This is a genomic window from Devosia crocina, from assembly GCF_900116545.1.
Lineage (GTDB): Bacteria > Pseudomonadota > Alphaproteobacteria > Rhizobiales > Devosiaceae > Devosia > Devosia crocina.
Map to the genome: position 1 here is coordinate 1,300,481 of NZ_FPCK01000001.1, position 18,548 is coordinate 1,319,028.

The 18,548-nt window shown below is 59.9% G+C and carries 19 protein-coding genes and 1 tRNA gene; 15 read left to right on the forward strand and 5 right to left on the reverse strand.

From position 1 onward, the window contains the following. Nucleotides 1-77 precede the first annotated feature (77 nt). The 11 genes from coaD (at nt 78) to map (ending at nt 8,947) form a co-directional block, all read left to right on the forward strand. Complete coding sequence (gene coaD, locus BM364_RS06170; protein ID WP_092422291.1) at nt 78-572, forward strand: pantetheine-phosphate adenylyltransferase; 495 nt, start codon at nt 78-80, stop codon at nt 570-572. Next, complete coding sequence (locus BM364_RS06175; protein WP_092422294.1) at nt 572-1,156, forward strand: peptidylprolyl isomerase; 585 nt, start codon at nt 572-574, stop codon at nt 1,154-1,156. Before coaD ends, BM364_RS06175 begins: the two co-directional genes overlap by 1 nt. Nucleotides 1,157-1,265: 109 nt before the next feature. Next, nucleotides 1,266-1,778, forward strand: a complete 513-nt coding sequence (locus tag BM364_RS06180) for a peptidylprolyl isomerase (protein WP_092422297.1) — start codon at nt 1,266-1,268, stop codon at nt 1,776-1,778. A gap of 4 nt (nt 1,779-1,782) precedes the next feature. After that, nucleotides 1,783-2,154 carry a hypothetical protein gene (locus BM364_RS06185; protein ID WP_092422300.1) on the forward strand — a complete coding sequence of 124 codons (372 nt, stop codon included), beginning with the start codon at nt 1,783-1,785 and terminating at the stop codon, nt 2,152-2,154. A gap of 102 nt (nt 2,155-2,256) precedes the next feature. Continuing rightward, a complete protein-coding gene (locus BM364_RS06190) occupies nt 2,257-2,697 on the forward strand; it encodes a DMT family transporter (RefSeq protein WP_175528542.1) in 441 nt (146 codons plus the stop codon). A gap of 74 nt (nt 2,698-2,771) precedes the next feature. Further along, complete coding sequence (queA, locus tag BM364_RS06195) at nt 2,772-3,854, forward strand: tRNA preQ1(34) S-adenosylmethionine ribosyltransferase-isomerase QueA (RefSeq protein ID WP_092422306.1); 1,083 nt, start codon at nt 2,772-2,774, stop codon at nt 3,852-3,854. Continuing rightward, nucleotides 3,851-4,474 (forward strand): exopolysaccharide biosynthesis protein, encoded by a 624-nt coding sequence (locus BM364_RS06200; protein WP_175528482.1) that lies wholly within the window; start codon nt 3,851-3,853, stop codon nt 4,472-4,474. Before queA ends, BM364_RS06200 begins: the two co-directional genes overlap by 4 nt. Before the next feature lie 57 nt (nt 4,475-4,531). After that, on the forward strand, nt 4,532-5,317 hold the full coding sequence (locus BM364_RS06205; protein ID WP_175528483.1) for a mechanosensitive ion channel family protein: 786 nt from the start codon (nt 4,532-4,534) through the stop codon (nt 5,315-5,317). A 65-nt stretch (nt 5,318-5,382) separates the two neighbouring features. Next, nucleotides 5,383-6,522 carry a tRNA guanosine(34) transglycosylase Tgt gene (gene tgt, locus BM364_RS06210; protein WP_092422312.1) on the forward strand — a complete coding sequence of 380 codons (1,140 nt, stop codon included), beginning with the start codon at nt 5,383-5,385 and terminating at the stop codon, nt 6,520-6,522. Nucleotides 6,523-6,547: 25 nt separating this feature from the next. Beyond that, complete coding sequence (pgi, locus tag BM364_RS06215; protein ID WP_092422315.1) at nt 6,548-8,188, forward strand: glucose-6-phosphate isomerase; 1,641 nt, start codon at nt 6,548-6,550, stop codon at nt 8,186-8,188. A gap of 3 nt (nt 8,189-8,191) precedes the next feature. After that, nucleotides 8,192-8,947: a type I methionyl aminopeptidase gene (map, locus tag BM364_RS06220; RefSeq protein WP_092422318.1), complete on the forward strand. Its 756-nt coding sequence runs from the start codon at nt 8,192-8,194 to the stop codon at nt 8,945-8,947. On the opposite strand, the gene BM364_RS06225 is transcribed toward map, so the two are convergent. Together BM364_RS06225 and BM364_RS18755 are read right to left on the reverse strand one after the other, a co-directional pair. Then, nucleotides 8,944-9,471 carry a hypothetical protein gene (locus BM364_RS06225; protein ID WP_092422321.1) on the reverse strand — a complete coding sequence of 176 codons (528 nt, stop codon included), beginning with the start codon at nt 9,469-9,471 and terminating at the stop codon, nt 8,944-8,946. The genes map and BM364_RS06225 overlap by 4 nt on opposite strands. Nucleotides 9,472-9,537: 66 nt before the next feature. After that, nucleotides 9,538-9,672: a hypothetical protein gene (locus BM364_RS18755; RefSeq protein ID WP_280140625.1), complete on the reverse strand. Its 135-nt coding sequence runs from the start codon at nt 9,670-9,672 to the stop codon at nt 9,538-9,540. 156 nt (nt 9,673-9,828) lie between these two features. On the opposite strand from BM364_RS18755, the gene BM364_RS06230 reads away from it, so the two are divergent. Further along, a complete protein-coding gene (locus BM364_RS06230; protein WP_092422324.1) occupies nt 9,829-11,553 on the forward strand; it encodes an ABC transporter ATP-binding protein in 1,725 nt (574 codons plus the stop codon). A 3-nt stretch (nt 11,554-11,556) separates the two neighbouring features. Here the strand turns inward: BM364_RS06230 and BM364_RS06235 are convergent. Both BM364_RS06235 and BM364_RS06240 read right to left on the reverse strand, forming a co-directional pair. Beyond that, nucleotides 11,557-11,631: transfer RNA gene (locus tag BM364_RS06235), tRNA-Lys, on the reverse strand. Nucleotides 11,632-11,739: 108 nt separating this feature from the next. Further along, the gene (locus BM364_RS06240; RefSeq protein WP_139232500.1) at nt 11,740-12,543 is read right to left on the reverse strand and encodes a hypothetical protein; all 804 of its coding nucleotides are present in this window, start codon (nt 12,541-12,543) and stop codon (nt 11,740-11,742) included. Between the two features lie 70 nt (nt 12,544-12,613). On the opposite strand from BM364_RS06240, the gene glmU reads away from it, so the two are divergent. Both glmU and glmS read left to right on the forward strand, forming a co-directional pair. Next, the gene (gene glmU / locus BM364_RS06245) at nt 12,614-14,008 is read left to right on the forward strand and encodes a bifunctional UDP-N-acetylglucosamine diphosphorylase/glucosamine-1-phosphate N-acetyltransferase GlmU (RefSeq protein WP_175528484.1); all 1,395 of its coding nucleotides are present in this window, start codon (nt 12,614-12,616) and stop codon (nt 14,006-14,008) included. A gap of 1 nt (nt 14,009) precedes the next feature. Beyond that, complete coding sequence (gene glmS, locus BM364_RS06250; protein ID WP_092422330.1) at nt 14,010-15,836, forward strand: glutamine--fructose-6-phosphate transaminase (isomerizing); 1,827 nt, start codon at nt 14,010-14,012, stop codon at nt 15,834-15,836. Nucleotides 15,837-15,874: 38 nt separating this feature from the next. Here glmS and recG read toward each other — a convergent pair whose 3' ends face one another. Beyond that, nucleotides 15,875-17,983: an ATP-dependent DNA helicase RecG gene (recG, locus tag BM364_RS06255; protein WP_092422334.1), complete on the reverse strand. Its 2,109-nt coding sequence runs from the start codon at nt 17,981-17,983 to the stop codon at nt 15,875-15,877. A gap of 102 nt (nt 17,984-18,085) precedes the next feature. Here recG and BM364_RS06260 point away from each other — a divergent pair, with 102 nt between their 5' ends. Then, nucleotides 18,086-18,436, forward strand: coding sequence for a hypothetical protein (locus BM364_RS06260; protein WP_139232501.1), 351 nt, complete (start codon nt 18,086-18,088; stop codon nt 18,434-18,436). Nucleotides 18,437-18,548 lie beyond the last annotated feature (112 nt).

The window sequence follows — 18,548 nt, forward strand, 5'->3', positions numbered from 1 at the left end:
ACATCCACAGGCAAGCCACTGCCCTTGCCACCTCGTTCTGCTCATGACAAACCTTGGGCAAAATAAGGGGAGAGAAAATGAACGGCCTTGTCGGTTTCTATCCAGGTTCATTCGATCCTTTGACCAACGGGCACCTCGATGTCATTGAGCGTGCGTGCAAGCTCGTTGATACGCTGGTTGTCGCGGTTGGAGTCAGCGCCACAAAGAAAAACCCATTATTCTCTCACGAAAACAGAATCGCCATTCTTGAACAGGTGCTGCCCTCGATTGGGCTGCGGACACAGACCGAGTTCAGGATTGTCGACTTTTCAGGGTTGATGGTCAATGCCGCGCGGGAGAATGGCGCCAAGCTGATCATCCGGGGCCTGCGCGACACGACGGACTATAACTACGAGATGCAGATGGTCGGCATGAACGCCCAGATGGCGCCAGACCTGCAGACCGTCTTCCTGCCATCCAGCCCGCCAGTGCGGCATATCTCGGCCACATTGGTGCGGCAGATCGCCGAGATGGGCGGAGATATCTCCGCCTTCGTACCACCCATAGTTCTCAAGGCTTTGAAAGCATCATGATGACCATCTCCCGTCGCCTTTTCGGTGGCCTTGCCCTTGCCGCTCTTGCCGTGTCCGCCGCACCCGTCTTTGCGCAGGAGGGTTCGCCTCACCTTATGCTGACGCTGGAAGGTGGCACGGTGGATATCGAACTCCTGCCTGATCTTGCGCCCAAGCATGTCGAGCGCGTGATCGCGCTGACCGAGCAGGGTGCCTATGATGGCGTGGTTTTTCATCGCGTGATCGACGGCTTTATGGCTCAGACGGGTGACGTGCAATATGGAAAGTCCGACGCGCCGAACTTCAATCTGGCCCGTGCCGGCACCGGCGGCTCGGAGCTGCCGAATGTCGAGGCGGAATTCAATGCCGAAAGCTTCCAGCGCGGCATTGTCGGCGCAGCCCGCTCGCAGGATTTGAACTCTTTCAACTCCCAGTTTTTTATCACCTATGCCGATGCAAGCTTTCTTGACGGGCAATATACCGTCTTCGGCAAGGTCGCCTCAGGCATGGAATTCGTCGATGCGCTGGAGAAGGGCCCGCAAAGCGCCAATGGGGCCGTTTCCAACCCTGACAAGATCGTCGACGCCACAATCGAGTACAAGTAAGCGAGGCGACGCAACGGTCTTGCCCCTTCGAGGCAGGCGTCTCAGCCTTGCACTCTGTCCCCAATAGCCCTAAATCCGGGCCACTTCAGTTTTCAAGAAAGCAATAGTCATGGCCGATTACGCCGATCCCGAAAACACCCTCGTTATCGAAACGACCAAGGGCAATGTCGTCATCGCGATGCGCCCCGACCTGGCGCCGGGTCATGTCGAGCACATCAAGAAGCTCGCTCGCGAAGGGGCCTATGATGGCGTCGTGTTTCACCGCGTTATTGAAGGGTTCATGGCGCAAACGGGTGACGTGAAGTTTGGCAATTCCAACTCGCCGGATTTCAACCCTTCGCGCACCGGCACGGGTGGCTCGCAGTATCCGAACATCAAGCAGGAATTCAGCGCCGAGCCGCACGTTCGCGGCACCGCGTCGATGGCTCGCGCGCAGGATCCGAACAGTGCCAACTCGCAGTTCTTCATTTGCTTCGGCGATGCCCGTTTCCTGGACCGTCAGTACACCGTTTGGGGGCAGGTCGTGGAAGGCATGGACAATGTCGACCAGATCAAGCGTGGCGAGCCGGTCATCAACCCCGACAAGATGGTTTCGGTCAAGGTTGCAGCTGATATCGCCTAAAAGCTTGCTGGCGGCTGCGGCCGCCAGCCTCGCGCTCTCGTTGCCGGCTGCAGCAACGGCCGAGATGTATTGCGAAGGCGCAGGCGGCCATGTTGCCATCAACATGGGCCGCCTCGTGGTCCTCAACGTGTTGGGCGCAACGGCCGAAATTGGCGGTGTGACCTACTCGACGGGTCCGGAGCGCGGCAAGGGAACGCCGTTCGTCGTTGGGCAGGATTTCGCCGAGGGCGACAACCTGATGATTGACTTTGTCGATCCCGACGTTGTCGAAATTCTCGTCAGCTTGCGTGTGCAATGGGATGCGACCGACCAGCAGTGGTCCGGTACTCTCTACAACGAAGTCGATCGTGTCGAGGTATCCTGCGTCGCCGGGTGAGATCCGGTGACCGCACGAGCAGGTTCAGCACGCAGATTCAATGACGGCTGCCTTCCAATCCATTCGATTGTTCCAGGATCATAGAAGTTGAAGATGGACACGATGCTTTGGGCGCTTATGGGTGTTTTCGCCGGCGCCTGTATCGCGGTGCAGGCGCCGATCAATGCCAGTTTGGGCAAGGCGCTGCAGGTGCCGGTCGCCGCGGCTGCTGTTTCGTTCCTCGCTGGCGGCGTGGTGCTTTGGGCACTGGCCTTCCTTTATAGCCATGTGACGTCCACTCCGATTAACTTCGCTGCGCCCGAGAGATGGACTCTGATTGCCGGTGGCCTGCTCGGCGCCTTTTACGTGTTCTCCAACATCACTTTGACGCCCATGATCGGCGCCGCGGCCGTCATGGCGCTGTCTGTTGCTGGGCAGCTTCTTGCTGGCCTGATGCTTGACAAGGTCGGGTTCATGGGCATGGCCGTAAGGGAAATTTCGGTCGGGCGGGTTGCCGGAGCCATCTTGCTCGTGGCTGGGGCGGTGATGATCCGCTTCCTTTAGGGAGCTCTCAACCCGGCAACTCGTCGTCAGCATTCACCGTTTCCGCCGCTATAAAGCCATGCTAACGAGCCGCCATGCGTGTTTCCGAATTCGACTTCGAGCTTCCTGAAAACCTTATCGCTCTTCATCCGGCAGAGCCGCGTGACTCCGCGCGACTCTTGCAAGTGGTGCCGGGCGAGGCGTTTCGGGATCGGCATATCCCCGATCTGCTGGATATCCTCAAGCCGGGCGATGTTCTGGTGGTCAACGATACCCGCGTGCTGCCAGCAGAACTGCGTGGCACGCGCAGACGCGGCGACATACGAGCCAATGTTTCGTTCAACTTGCACAAGCGTGTTGATGCGCATACTTGGCGGGCCTTTGCTCGTCCGGCAAAGAAGCTGGCGCTGCTCGACGAGCTCGAACTAGGCAATGGCAGCGCCGATGTCCTGCGGGCGCGCGTTGCCGGCAAGGGCGATACCGGTGAAATTACGCTTGAGTTCGAACTCGGTGGGGCCCAACTTGACGAAGCGATCAGATCGCACGGGGCCATGCCGCTGCCCCCCTATATCGGCGCAAAGCGTGCTGTCGAGGAACGCGACAAGGTCGACTATCAGACAGTTTACGCAGCCGAAGACGGTGCCGTTGCTGCGCCTACGGCTGGGCTGCATTTCACCGAAAAACTGCTGCAGCAGCTGAGCGATCGCGGCGTCACGATGGAGCGGGTTACGTTGCATGTCGGCGCCGGTACATTTCTGCCGATGAAGGCGGACGATACCGACGATCACGTGATGCATTCGGAGTGGGGCGAGATCGACCAGGCAACAGTCGAACGCATCAACGCCAAGCGCGAGCTGGGCGGGCGAGTTGTCGCAGTCGGCACTACAAGCCTGCGGCTGCTGGAAACGGCGTCGCGCGCCACAGGCGCGTTGCAGCCTTTTATGGGCGACACCGATATCTTCATCACTCCCGGCTTCCGGTTTCGTACGGTGGACATTCTGATGACGAATTTCCACCTGCCGAAATCGACGCTGTTCATGCTCGTCAGCGCCTTTTCTGGCCTCGACACCATGAAAGGAGCATACGCGCACGCGATCGCCAATGGTTACCGGTTCTATTCCTATGGCGATTCCTCACTCTTGTTCCGTGCTCCGGGCGACGAGGACGACACGGCGTGAGATCAAGGACGCCACCAATCGTCCGCTACACCAATCGGATCGTCACCGGGCTTCGGTCGGTTGCTCGAAGCAAGGAGAAGCTCACCTTTGCGCGCCTGATCGAGACTATGGGTTCGGGCGCGCATCGGCTCCTGATCCTGATGTTGACGCTCCTTAACATGATCCCTGGTCCCCCGGGATTCGGTGGCGTAATCGCCTGGACAACTTTCGCAGTCGCTCTGGCCATGGTTCTTGGGCGCAGCGTCCGACTTCCCAGAATTATCGGGGATCGCAAGCTGCCACTGGGGCTTCTGCTGAAGGCAAGCGAGCAGGTGGTCTGGGTCACGGGGCTGATCGCGCGATTCTCCAAACCGCGCATGCGCTGGTTAACCGGCGCTGCTGCAACAGTGCCCTTCGGCATATTCGCCATGGCAATCAGCGTGGTGATGACTATTCCAATTCCGTTTTCCAACGCAGTGCCCAATCTGGGGCTCTGTATCCTCGCGTTCTCAATGCTGAACAGAGATGGCGTGGGCGTGATCATCGGCATCATCACGACCTTGGCCGGTCTGGGGGTAACGGCCGCAATCGTGTTCGGCGCGCTGCAATTGGGCATGGCTGCAGTTTCTTCGATGCAGTGATGCGCAACCATCTGCGTCGCTGGGCTTTTCGCTCGAAGTCTTAATCGGGAGCAAGTTGTGCAAGACGCTGCGTTGTTTGGAATTTCGACGGCCTGGATCATCGCCAATGTGTGGTCGGTGACAGTCGCCGTGCTGGTGCTGATCGTTGGCTGGCTGATCGCGAATTTCGCCTCCCGCTACATCGCGGGTCTCCTGGCCGGCAAATTGCGGCATGATGCGACGGTGGCGCCGCTCGTAGGGCAGGGGGTGCGCTATGCGATCCTCTTTGTCACAGTCGTCGTCGTCCTCGGTCAGTTCGGAGTGGAGACAGCGTCCATCCTCGCCGTGCTCGGTGCGGCAGGACTCGCCATCGCCTTGGCCTTGCAAGGCACCCTGTCCAATATTGCAGCGGGCATCATGCTGGTGTTTCTCCGTCCATTTAGCGTCGGCGACTATATCGACGCGGATGGGATTGTCGGCACGGTGGTGGAGGTCGGGCTCTTTGCGACGCAACTGCGGACGATAGACGGCATCTATCTCTTTGCGCCCAATTCCAAGCTCTCCAACGCCAAGATCACCAACTTTAGCCGCGAGAAGTCCCGTATTGTTGAGGTAAAGTTCAACGTGCCGCGCAACGCCGATCTTTCACTCGTGCGCGAGACAGTAGGCACGGCGCTCAAGACCGAATTTTCCGAGGATGCGGCAGCACCAGAGATATGGGTCGACAGCTTTGCCGATACGGCGGTTTCACTGGTTGCTCGCGTACCGGTCAAGAGCCGCGACTGGTGGCGTGCGCGCTCTATCATCAATGAACGGGTGAAGAACGCCATCGATCTCCAGAATGGCTTTGTTGCCCAAGCTTGATTTCAGCTTCGGGCGCGCGTGTAGGGTCTTTCATCCTGACGGGCAAAAGGCTAGATACCGCGCCCATGAGCACTTCCACCAAATTGGTCACCTTCTCCGTGTCGGCGACGGACGGCCTGGCCCGTCGCGGCCGGATCGATACGCCTCGCGGCGAGATCAACACTCCAGCCTTCATGCCCGTGGGGACCGCCGGCACAGTAAAGGCGATGTATCCCGAACAGGTGCGGGAAACCGGCGCGGACATTCTCCTTGGCAATACCTACCACCTGATGCTGCGGCCTGGCGCCGAGCGCGTGGCTTCTCTCGGCGGCCTCCACACATTCATGGATTGGCAGCGCCCGATCCTGACCGATAGTGGCGGCTTCCAGGTTATGTCGCTCGCCAAGCTGCGCAAGCTGACCGAAAAAGGTGTGACCTTCAAATCCCACATCGATGGTTCGTCCCACGAGCTGACGCCCGAGCGGTCGATTGAGATTCAGACGCTGCTCGATAGCGACATCATCATGCAGCTCGATGAGTGCATAGCCTTGCCTGCCGAACGCAAGGAGATGGCACGGGCCATGGAGCTCTCGCTCCGGTGGGCTGATCGCTCGAAGACTGCATTCAACAATCAGAAGAACCGTGCGCTGTTCGGCATCGTGCAGGGCGGAGACGATCCAGAGCTGCGGGCCCGGTCTGCGGCTGGACTGCAGTCCATCGGCTTCGACGGGTATTCGATCGGCGGCCTTGCCGTCGGAGAACCGCAGGAGGTGATGTTCCGTGTTCTCTCCAACATCACGCCCGAGCTGCCTCTCGACAAGCCACGCTATCTGATGGGTGTCGGCAAGCCGGACGATATTCTTGGCGGCATCGAGCGTGGCGTTGACATGTTCGACTGTGTTCATCCGACACGAGCGGGCCGGCACGGTCATGCCTATACCCGCTTCGGGGTGATCAATCTCAAGAACGCCCGGCATAAGGACGATCACCGCCCGCTCGACGAGGCATCGCCCAACCCCAACTGCCGGCGCTGGAGTCGCGCCTATCTCCATCATCTGGTTCGGACGGAGGAGATTTTGGGAGCCATGGTGCTTTCACAGATCAACTTGGCCTATTATCAAGAGCTGACTGCGGGCGCGCGAGTGGCTATCGAAGATGGCCGCATGGCCGATTTTGCGGCCGAGACGCGCGCCGCATGGGCCGCCGGCGACCTGCCGGTCCTTTAGAGACGATCCTCGGGAGAAAAAGCTGATGGCTAAGTCGGTGCGCAAAGCCGGGTTTGAAGCATTGGGCAAACTCAAGAAGTCCATGGAAGGTCAGCCCATGCGGCTGCTCTTTGCCGAGGATCCCAATCGTTTCCAGCGTTTTTCCGCCAGCGGGGCCGACATTCTGCTCGACTACTCCAAGAACAGGATCGATGAAGACGTGATGGCAGCGCTGTTCGATCTCGCCCGTGCGGCCGGGGTCGAGGAACGTCGCACTCAGATGTGCGAGGGCGAGCACATCAACATCACTGAGAATCGCGCCGTTATGCACATGGCGCTGCGTTATCAGGGTGACAGGCCGGTCGATGTGGACGGCAAGAATGTCATGCCGGACGTGCGTTCGGTGCTAACGGCCATTGAGAGCTATTCCAACGCGGTTCGCAACGGCGATATTCGTGGCCATGGCGGCGAGCAGATCACCGACGTGGTCAATATCGGCATCGGCGGCTCCGACCTGGGACCAGTTATGGTTACGCTGGCGCTGGCGCCCTATACCCGGCCGGATCTGCGGGCCCATTATGTTTCCAACGTTGACGGCGCCCATATTCACGATACGCTCAAGGGGTTGGATCCGGCGAAAACCCTTTTCATCATCGCGTCCAAAACCTTTACCACCGACGAGACGATGACCAATGCGCACTCGGCCCGCAAGTGGTTGGCGGGTGCCCTTGGAGAAGACGCGGTCCCCAATCACTTCGCCGCCGTCTCAACCAATATCGAAGCGTGTGCCAAGTTCGGCATCCGCGAAGATCGAATCTTCGGGTTCTGGGATTGGGTCGGCGGACGCTACTCGGTCTGGTCCGCCATCGGGCTGCCGGTAGCCATGGCCGTCGGCTACGACAATTTCGCGAAATTCCTGGCCGGCGCCGACGCGATGGACCGGCATTTCCTCGAGTCTCCGCTCGAGAAGAATCTGCCGGTAATCATGGGATTGCTCGGCGTCTGGTATCGCAATGCCTGGGGTTTCTCGACTCACGCCGTGCTGCCTTACGATCAGCGCCTCAGCCGTTTCCCCGCTTATCTGCAACAGCAGGACATGGAATCGAACGGCAAGTCCGTAACGCTCTCCGGCAAATCGGTCGGCTGGTCGACCGGGCCGATCGTTTGGGGTGAACCCGGCACCAATGGCCAGCACGCATTCTACCAATTGATCCATCAAGGTACCGATGTGATCCCCTGTGACTTCCTGATCGCTGCCCAGCCCCATGAGAGCCTGCCGCCGCATCACGACAAGCTTGTCGCCAATGTTCTGGCGCAGTCGGAAGCCCTGATGCTGGGCAAGACTGAGGACGAGGTAGTTGCCGAACTGAAGGAACAGGGGCTCGATAAGGCCAAGATCAAGGAACTGGCGCCGCACAAGGTCTTCCCAGGCAACAGGCCCTCGAACACTCTCTTCTACAAGCAGCTGACACCCGAAATCCTCGGATCGCTCGTTGCGCTGTATGAGCACAAGGTGTTCGTCCAGGGCGTGATCTGGAATGTGAATTCTTACGACCAGTGGGGCGTGGAGCTGGGCAAGCAGCTCGCCAAGGCGCTGTTGCCTAAGGTGCAGGGCGAAGAAGGCGGCGAGGGGCACGACAGCTCCACACAGGGCCTTCTGAAATTCTATCGCGCGAACAAGGGCTGATCATTGACCATCACGACGGACGAGCAGCTGGAACGGCTCAGGGCAATCGGACGTATCTGTGCTGTGGCGCGCGACGCCATGGCCGCAGCAATGCGCCCGGGCATGACGACGATGGAGCTCGACGAGATCGGCGCCAAGATCCTGGCGGAGAACGGTGCTCTATCGGCTCCCATCGTGACCTATGACTTCCCAGGGCACACCTGCATTTCGGTCAATGAGGAGATCGCCCACGGCATTCCCGGCGAGCGCGTGCTCAATGAGGGTGATCTCGTCAATATCGATGTCTCAGCGGAGCTGAATGGCGTATTCGCCGATTGCGGAGCGTCCTATGTTCTCGGCAAAGGCGACAAGCGGCTTAATACGCTGTGCCGCGACGGCAAGAAGGCCATGTGGGCTGGCATCAACGCCGTCAAGGCGGGAGCGCCATTGGCCGATATCGGTACAGCAATCGGGAAGGTAGCAAAAAAGGGCGGCTACACCCTTATCCGGAACCTTGCCAGCCACGGCGTGGGTGACAGTCTCCATGACGAACCGGGCGAGATCCCGACCTGGCCGGATCGCTCCGAGCGCCGCCGCATCGGCAATGGCCTCGTGTTTACCATCGAGCCCTTCCTCTCGATGGGCGGGCACTATGCTGCCCAAAAAAGCGAAGACGACGAGTGGACGCTCGTCAGTGATCCCATGGCACCATGCGTGCAGTATGAACACACCGTCGTCGCGACACCCAAAGGTCCTGTTGTCGTGACCCTGGCTGCCTAGAGCCAGACCAGCAGAAGCGGTCCCAAAAGGATTGCGGCAATCGCCACCGCAAAGCGCAGATTGCCCAGTCCCCGCAGGGCTTGAACGCTGAGCGCCGTCGAAAGCAGAAAGTAGCCGGCCAGCGCTACGACGGCCGGCGTGAGGCCGCTGGGTGAGAGCGCCGTATTTTCGGTCAGCTGCAAGAAGATCATGTGACCACCGGCAAAGCCGATCAGCGAAGTGATCACCACCGTCACTGCCTTAGCGGTGATCAGAAGAGCCATGTCGATCGTGTTGCTCATCAGCAGCAAGGCAATACCCGTCGCTGTAACATGGACTGCCGCCAGCGTTGCGAACACCTGATTCTGTGCCAGCAGGGGGATGAGTTCGGGTGGTGCGGTGAGCGGCACCGCGCCGACCATCGGCAGATTGGCGCCGTATTCAGCCAGCAGGTAGATCACGTAGAGCATGACCAGAGTTGAGCCTGCGAAGACGACGAGTACAGCGGCCAAAACCTTGAGAAGGTCCATGGTGTCTTGAGACATATTGCCTCCTCAGATTTCCCGGGCGGAAAAGTTACGGCGAAGGCGCGAATCTCGCACCGGTCGGCTCTAGCGGATGAAGCGAGGACGCGGACGGCGCCGGCTGACGACAATGGGTAAACGCTTGCCCTCCGACAGCTCGGCCGCGTCGGCGCGGCTATCGAGTTCGGCATAAGGGTCGACGTCTGGTGAAGGCGTGGTCATTGACAGGCATAAGCGAGAAGCATTGCCGGGGGTCATGCCCGTGCCGTTAGGCGGCGTCAAGACGGCAGCGCCAAGCGTTGCCTTATCTCACGTATATGACTATCCGGGTAGAGTTTCGCGCGGAGGCCCGTGCGCCCTGTTTGATTGACGAGAGCAATGCTGAAGCGTTTTTATTCCTACTATCGACCTTATACGGGCCTCTTCGTTCTCGACTTTGGCTGCGCCGTTCTTGCCGGGTTGCTCGAACTCGCCTTTCCCCTTGCCGTCGCCTATGTCATCGACACGCTTCTGCCGCAGTCGAATTACTCGCTCATCATCGCTGCCTGCGGCGGACTTCTCGCGATCTATATCGTGAGTGCGGGGCTCAAGGGCATCGTCAACTATTTCGGTCATGTGCTTGGCGTCTCGATTGAAACCGATATGCGGCGCCAGGCTTTTGACCACCTTCAAAAGCTCAGCTTCCGCTTTTTCGACAACAACAAGACCGGCCATCTCATCACTCATGTGACCAAGGATCTCGAGGACGTGGGGGAGATCGCCCATCACGGCCCCGAGGATATCTTCATCGCCGTGATGACCTTCATCGGCGCGTTCCTTCTGATGTTCTTCACCAATTGGAAGCTGGCGCTGATTGCAATTGCGCTTGTGCCGATCATGAGCTGGCTGGTGATGCGCTATGGGTCGCGCATGACGCAGAACTGGCAGGAGCTGTTCCGCCGCGTGGGCGATTTCAATGTGCGCGTCGAAGACGCCATTGGCGGCATCCGAGTCGTCAAGGCTTTTGCCAACGAGAGCCATGAAGCCGGGCTCTTCAACTCCAACAACATGGCCTATCGCAAGACCAAGCTGCAGGCCTACGCCATGATGACGGCCAGCCTGCTCATCACTTTTCTCTCGACCCGTATGGTCCAGCTCGTGATCATGCTGGCGGGAGCCTGGCTCGTGGTCGTCAATGAGCTCACATATGGCGGCTTCATCAGCTTTTTGTTGCTTGTCGACGTCTTCCTGCGACCCATCGACAAGATCACGGGTGTTCTGGAGAGCTACCCAAAAGGTATTGCCGGCTTCCGGCGCTTTCTACGGCTGATCGATACCGATCCCGACATTGCCGATCGCAAGGATGCGGCAGAAGTCCAACGGCTCGCAGGTCACATCAGATATGACCGTGTCTCCTTTTCCTACGACGAAGGACGCACGGTTTTGCGAGATGTGGATCTTGATCTGGCGGCAGGTGAGACCATCGCTATCGTTGGACCGTCGGGCGCCGGCAAAACGACGCTGTGCTCGCTTCTGCCGCGCTTTTATGAGCCGACGGCCGGCCGCATACTGATCGACGGCATAGACATCGCCGACATGACTCAGGCCTCCCTGCGGCGACAGATTGGCGTCGTTCAACAGGACGTCTTTCTGTTTGGCGGCACGCTTCGGGACAACATCGCCTATGGGGACCTCGATGCGAGCGAGGAAGCGGTGATGGAAGCCGCACGGCGCGCAAGACTTGAAGAGGTGATCAGTGGGCTGCCCGCAGGGCTCGATACTGTCGTGGGCGAGCGCGGGGTAAAACTCTCCGGCGGACAGAAGCAACGCGTCGCAATCGCTCGCATCTTCCTCAAGAACCCGCCGATCCTGATCCTCGACGAAGCCACTTCAGCGCTCGATACTGCGACGGAGGCTGCGATCCAGCAGGCGCTCAACGAACTCTCGTCCGGACGCACGACGCTGATCATTGCGCATCGCCTTGCCACCGTGCGCCACGCGCATCGTATCGTGGTGCTGACCGAAAACGGGATCGCCGAACAGGGTCCGCACGACAAACTGCTCGAACAGCGCGGCCTCTACGCAAAGCTGCACTCGGCACAGCAGCTGGGACTGGTGGGATAGGAGTGGTACGCCGGCTGGGATTCGAACCCAGGACCATTCGATTAAAAGTCGAATGCTCTACCACTGAGCTACCGGCGCATACTGGTGGATCGGCGCTGCCGAACCGCCCTGAGGCAATGGCGCGGAAAATAGCCGGGATGGATCGGGAGTCAACCTCTATTAGATGCATCCACAGCCCATTGCCGCTCACTGGCTGAGAGGCGTGCCTTCATAGGCGACTGGGCTGCAGGAGATATTGACCTGTTCGACCCGCGCGCAAAGGTCGCGCGCCGAGGACACCGCGCCCATGGGGCCGACAACGAGGCGCTCTTCGCCAGCGAAGGAGCCTGGGGTGACCAGCGGCGCCATCTCCAGCAGAAGGGAGCCAAGGCGAACCTGCATGTCGAGCCACTGGGCATGGCCTTGCCCCGCTGCGAAGCTCGAACCGATAGAGACGCCATAGCCCTGGTCGCTTGCAGGCAGGTTGGGCAGCGCGGCGATGTAGGGCGCGGGCGCATCGGAATTGGTGAGTTGTGGCGGCATAGGGGATTGCCGCACAAGAACCGAGCCGCCTTGTGCGTCGAACATCTGCCCTGGCGTTCCGATCGATGCCGTGGTTGTGCTGCGATCGACCCCGGAGCCAGGAAGAGGCGTATCCAGAAGCGAGGGCATCGACACTTCGAGTGCGCCGACCCGCCGGACGACTTCGCTACCCGTCTGCTCCTGCAGCGCGAAGCGTGTCGCCAAGAGTTCGTTCTGCCGACGCAGCAGTGCGGTTTCGGTGCGCAGCTCGGCCACCTGCTGGCGCAGCTGAGCCAGGGACACGCCATTGGCATGGGGCACATGAAGGGCAGTCGTCAGAGATTGCGGCGCAAGCGCCGTCAGGTTCGCGCAGACGATGGCAAGGCCCGCGCAAGCGATCGCAGCAATGCCCCAGCCAGTCACATCCGACTGCCGAAACTGGTTTGAAACACCGGCCAATGCTCGATCCTCGACAGTTTTACGAATCAAGGGCAATACACCCACAGAGTGGGGCATCTGTTATCCCTTCGCCAATGGTTGCCGCCATAAAATTGTGGCAATGGACAAAGAGAACTCGCCGCAAACTGGAGATGAGATCCTCGTGACAGAACTGCTTTCGATCATCCTCGCCGCAGGCGAAGGTACGCGGATGAAGTCTTCTCGCCCCAAAGTGCTGCATCACGTGGGCGGGTTGCCGATCGTCAGCCATGTAGTCCGGGCTGCACGCGAGGCGGGCTCGACGGGAATTGCACTCGTTACGGGCCCCAAACATGCCAGCATCCGCGAGACGGTTTCTCTGATGGATCCAGATGTCGTGCACTTCGAACAAGCCGTCGCGCGCGGAACGGGACATGCCGCCTCGATGGCGCGTGAGCTCTTTTCCTCTGCAAGTGGCTATGTGGCGGTTGTTTACGGTGACCATCCGTTGCTGCGGGGCGCCAATTTCCAAGCCGTCATCGAGCGTCTCGATGCTGGACTCGATGTGGCGATCCTTGGGTTTGAGCCGGTCGACCCTACGGGCTATGGCCGTTTCATCACCGATGGTGAGCGGCTTCTGGCAATCCGGGAGCATAAGGACGCGAGTGAGGACGAGCGCAAGATTGGCCTTTGCAATGCATGCATCCTAGCCTTCCGCGCGGAGGTATTCCGGGACCTGATCGACAAGATCGACACCAACAACGCCCAAGGCGAATATTACCTCACCGACCTCGTGAGCCTGGCGAACGGCGCTGGCAAGAAGGTGGGCTACGGGATCGCTCCCGAGACAGACGTCATGGGCGTTAACGATCGCTCCCAACTGGCGCGCGCAGAGGCGGTCTTTCAGGTCGACAGGCGTGAGGCTTTCATGATGGCCGGGGTTACCCTGCGCGATCCGGAGAGTGTTTGGTTTTCCTGGGACACAGAGATCGGTCGCGACGTAACCATTTTTCCGAACGTTGTTTTTGGAGCTGGCGTGAAAATCGCTGATCACGCGGAAATCCGGGCCTTCTGCGATATCGAAGATGCTGTGATCGGAGAGGGCGCGACGATCGGACCATTCGCCCGTATCCGAGGGGGCGCTGAACTGGGCGCCGATGTGCATCTCGGTAATTTTGTCGAGGTCAAGAAATCGCGGATCGGGGCAGGCACCAAGGCAGGCCATCTCAGCTATCTTGGCGATGCCGATATCGGCCAGAAGACCAATATCGGTGCTGGTACGATCACCTGCAATTATGACGGCGTGAACAAGGACACGACGGTGATTGGCGACAGCGCCTTCATTGGTTCCAATACCTCGCTCGTTGCGCCGGTTTCGATCGGCGATGGCGCCTATACCGCTTCAGGCAGCGTGATCACCGAGAATGTGCCCGATGGCGCCGTTGCCTTCGGTCGCGCCCGTCAGGTCAACAAACCGGACTACGCGCCTGTTTTGCGCGACAAAGCGCTCGCCAAGAAGGCGGCCAAGGGGAAGTAAGATGTGCGGCATTGTTGGTATCGTCGGTAACGCTCCGGTCGCTGGTCGATTGGTCGACGCGCTGAAGCGCCTAGAATATCGAGGCTATGACAGCGCCGGCGTAGCAACGCTGGAAGGCGGGGCCATTGCCCGCCGCCGCGCAGAAGGCAAGCTCGGCAACCTCGCCAGCAAGCTGGGCATGGAGCCGCTCGACGGGCATATCGGCATCGGGCATACCAGGTGGGCAACGCACGGCGCGCCAACCGAACAGAATGCTCACCCGCACGCGACGGAACGTGTGGCTGTGGTTCATAACGGCATTATCGAGAATTTCCGCGAGCTCCTCGCCGATCTCGCCGAGGACGGTTATCTGCCGCAAACGCAGACGGATACCGAATCCGTTGCGCTCTGGGTCAGCCGCGAGCTTGCCAATGGCGCCGATCCGGAATTGGCGGTTGCACGCACCCTTAAGAAGCTCAAAGGGGCCTTCGCCCTGGCGTTTCTTTTCAAGGGAGAAAAGGCCTTGCTGATCGCCGCGCGTCACGGCGCGCCGCTGGCCGTGGGATATGGCGCGACGGAGATGTACCTGGGCTCGGACGCAATGGCGCTGGCTCCGTTCACCTCGCGCCTCACCTATCTTGAAGATGGCGATTGGGCCGTTATCACACCGACAGGCGTGACCATCCGCGATGGCAAGGATGCCATCGTACAGCGTGAGCAGATGCTGTCGCAGGCTTCGGCCTTGCTGGTGGACAAGGGCAATCATCGCCATTTCATGGCAAAGGAGATCTACGAGCAGCCGGAAACCATCTCTCATACGCTCAGCCACTATGTGGACATGGGCGCTGAGAAGGTAGCGATCCGCGAGACGTTGCCTTTCGACTTCGCCGAGCTTTCGCGCCTGACCATGAGTGCCTGCGGCACGGCTTATTACGCCGGAGCTGTCGCGAAATACTGGTTCGAGCGCTATGCCCGGTTGCCGGTCGATATCGACGTGGCCAGCGAGTTCCGTTATCGCGAACCGCCGCTCGACAAGAACGGCTTGTCGCTCTTCATCTCGCAGTCGGGCGAGACAGCCGATACGCTGGCGGCGCTTCGCTATTGCGCGGGGCAGGGGCAGCATGTGGCCAGTCTCGTCAATACGTTGGAATCCACCATCGCGAGAGAATCCGGTGTCGTGTTCCCGATCCTGTGCGGACCGGAGATCGGCGTTGCCTCGACCAAGGCACTGACGGCCCAACTGACGGCATTGGCGAGCCTGGCACTGGCTGCCGGTCGCGCGCGGGGCGTTGTCAGCGCAGAGGACGAAGCCGAGCTCGTTCGGGCTCTGGTCGCGTTGCCATCGGCAGTGTCGCAAGCTTTGGGTGCCGAAAGCCAGATCGTCGATATCTCGAAGCGCCTCTCGAAGGCTAAGGATGTGCTCTATCTCGGGCGTGGGCCGATGTTCCCCATCGCAATGGAAGGTGCGCTAAAGCTCAAGGAAATCAGTTACATCCATGCCGAGGGCTATGCCGCTGGCGAACTCAAGCATGGACCCATAGCGCTTGTGGATGAAGCCATGCCGGTGATCGTCGTGGCGCCATCGGACGAGCTGGTCGACAAAACCTTGAGCAACATGCAGGAGGTTGCGGCTAGGGGTGGCAAGATCATCCTGATTACGGATGCCGAGGGCGCGAAGACGGTCGGCCATGGCGTAGCTGACATCATCGAAATCCCGCATGTGCATTCGTTCGTCGCACCAATTCTTGCGACTATCCCCGTGCAATTGCTCGCTTATCATACCGCAGTGTTCATGGGCACAGACGTCGATCAACCGCGTAACTTGGCAAAGTCAGTGACGGTGGAATGAGTGGGAGCGCACGCCTTCAAACTCCTGATGGCGTGCCACTACCCGGCCCTGATCAGCGGAATTGCGAGATCTTTTCTGAATAAATACAACAGCGTACGAGCTGCTTCGCCTTCCTCGCCGGTCAGGCCGGGATTGCGCTTAAGCAGGGTTTTTGCGTCGTCGTGGGCAAATTCCAGCAGGTGCCGGTGCACGTCCGGAACCGCGAGGCGATAGCCGGGCATGCCGGATTGGCGGGTGCCCAGGATATCGCCTTGGCCGCGCAGTTCGAGGTCGCGTTCGGCGATCAGAAAACCGTCTTCGGTGGATTTTATCGTTTCCAGCCGGGCCTTTGCGGTTTCGCTGAGCGGGTCCTTGTAGAGCAAAAGGCAGGCTGAGCGCTGCGAGCCGCGACCGACGCGACCGCGCAGCTGGTGGAGCTGGGCGAGGCCGAAGCGTTCGGCGTGCTCGATGATCATGATGGTCGCGTTAGGGACGTCAACGCCGACTTCGATGACGGTGGTTGCCACTAGAAGCTTGATTTCATTGGCTTTGAAGCGCGTCATGACGTCTTCCTTCGCCGCCGCCGACATGCGGCCGTGGACGAGTGCGACGTCGCTCCCGAAGACTTTCTGGAGTTCGGCGAAGCGGTCTTCGGCGCTAACCACTTCCAGTGTCTCGCTTTCTTCAACGAGCGGGCAGACCCAATAGGCCTGGGTACCCTCAGAGATCTTGGCCTGCAGGCGCGCGATGATCCGGGGGTAGTCGTTGATGGAAAGAACCGCGGTATCAATGGGTTGACGCCCTCGAGGCTTCTCCTTGAGGACGCTGACGGCCATGTCGCCGAAGTGGGTGAGCACGAGGGTTCGAGGGATCGGCGTGGCCGTCATGACGAGAAGATCGGTGTGGCGGCCTTTTTCGGAAAGGGCAAGGCGCTGGTGGACGCCGAAACGGTGCTGTTCGTCGACGACGGTTAACCCCAAGTCCCTGAATTCTATGCCGGATTGGAAAAGGGCATGGGTGCCGACGGCGATGGTTGTGCTGCCATCGGCAAGGCCGGCAAGGATGGCGCGGCGTTCTGCGGCGGGCATTTTGCCGGTGAGGAGGGCACACCCGATTCCGGCGGCGTCGCAGATGGGCTTGATGGTCTTAAAGTGTTGAGAAGCAAGAAGTTCTGTCGGCGCCATCAAGGCCGATTGTGCGCCGCTTTCCGCCACGGCGGCCATGGCCATGAGCGCGACGACAGTCTTGCCCGAGCCCACATCGCCCTGCAGCAGACGCGACATGCGGTCCGGCGAGGCAAGGTCACGATATATCTCGTTTAGTGCCTCGTTTTGCCCATTTGTGAGGGAAAAGGGTAGCACCTGGCTAACACTTTCGGTCAGTTTTCCCGTAAACGTCCGCGCTTTTCCGCGAACCGAGACCATGGTCGATCGAACAAGCTGGAGAGTGATCTGGCCGGCAAGATATTCATCATAGGCTAGGCGCTGACGAGCCGGTGACCACAGCTCGGCCTCGCCAGGATTTTCGGAAAGATGAACCGCGCGCATCGCCTCGACGAATGGAGGCCACTTGCGTTCTGCCATTGTTGCCGGAGCAATCCACTCGGGCAAATCGGGAACCGAATCGACAGCTTGCCGCACGAGCTTGGCCAGCGCTTTGGAACTGAGCCCATTGGTGAGGGGATAAACTGGCTCGACAAGGGGCAGGGTGGCGAAGCTGGCGGGCTCGACGATGTAGTCGGGGTGTGTGATCTGCTTCTCGCCATTGAAAAAGCCGATCTGTCCGGAAACGTAGCGCTGCTCGCCGACTGGGAGTGCCTTTTCGACCCAGCCGCCCTGGGCCCTGAAGAAGACCAGTTGCATTTCACCGCTTTCGTCATGCGCGAAGACGCGATGGGGCACGTGGGGTTTTCCCCGTGGTGGTGGCTGGTGTCGGTCGATGTGAAGCAGGAGGGTGACGACCTGATTGAGATAGGCCTCGGCGATCCCGACTTGCCGGCGCCGGTCGACGATGCCTGAAGGCATGTGCATCAGAATGTCGAGAACGATGGCTTCCTGGCCTTCGGGCGCGCCGAAGAAACGCGTCAGGAGCGCGGCAAGCTTGTCCCCGACACCTTTGATGGAGTGGAGCGAGCGAAAGAGAGGCTGAAGATGATCAGGACGCGACACAGTGATTCTCCTGCGGCGGAGGGTGGCACAAAAGAACAGGAGAGGAACAGAGCGGAACCGGCCGGGTGCTGAGGGATTGAGCTTGGCAACAGGAGAAGTCCGATGAAGCGCTTTCTACTCACCGCCGCCTTGTTTTCTAGTCTTATGTCGCCCGCCCTGGCGCAGCAGCAGGAGCCATTGATGCGGCTGACCGATCCCGATGTGTCGATCGGCGTGCTCGGCATGCGGGTTTATCAGGCCGAAGGCGTCGAAATCTACGACATGGACGGCAATGCGATCGGCACGGTTCTGGCCGTTCTCGGGCAAAGCGAGAAGACGCCGACGGCCCTAGCGGTCGAGATGAATGGCAGAAGCGTGGTGCTGGAGCTGGCGTCGATGGAGCTGGTGAACAACAGGATCGTCGTGCAGATGGATGGCGGGACGTTCGAGGGATTGCCGGCCTGGGAGCAGTGAGGGGTTTGGCGCCTGCCGGGCGTGGGTGAAGTCAAAGGCTTCACCAGCGCCGTGGGGCAGAGAGCGGCCTGCTTCGGGCTGATGGGCGCAAAAGAAGCATGCCAGGGCTGAC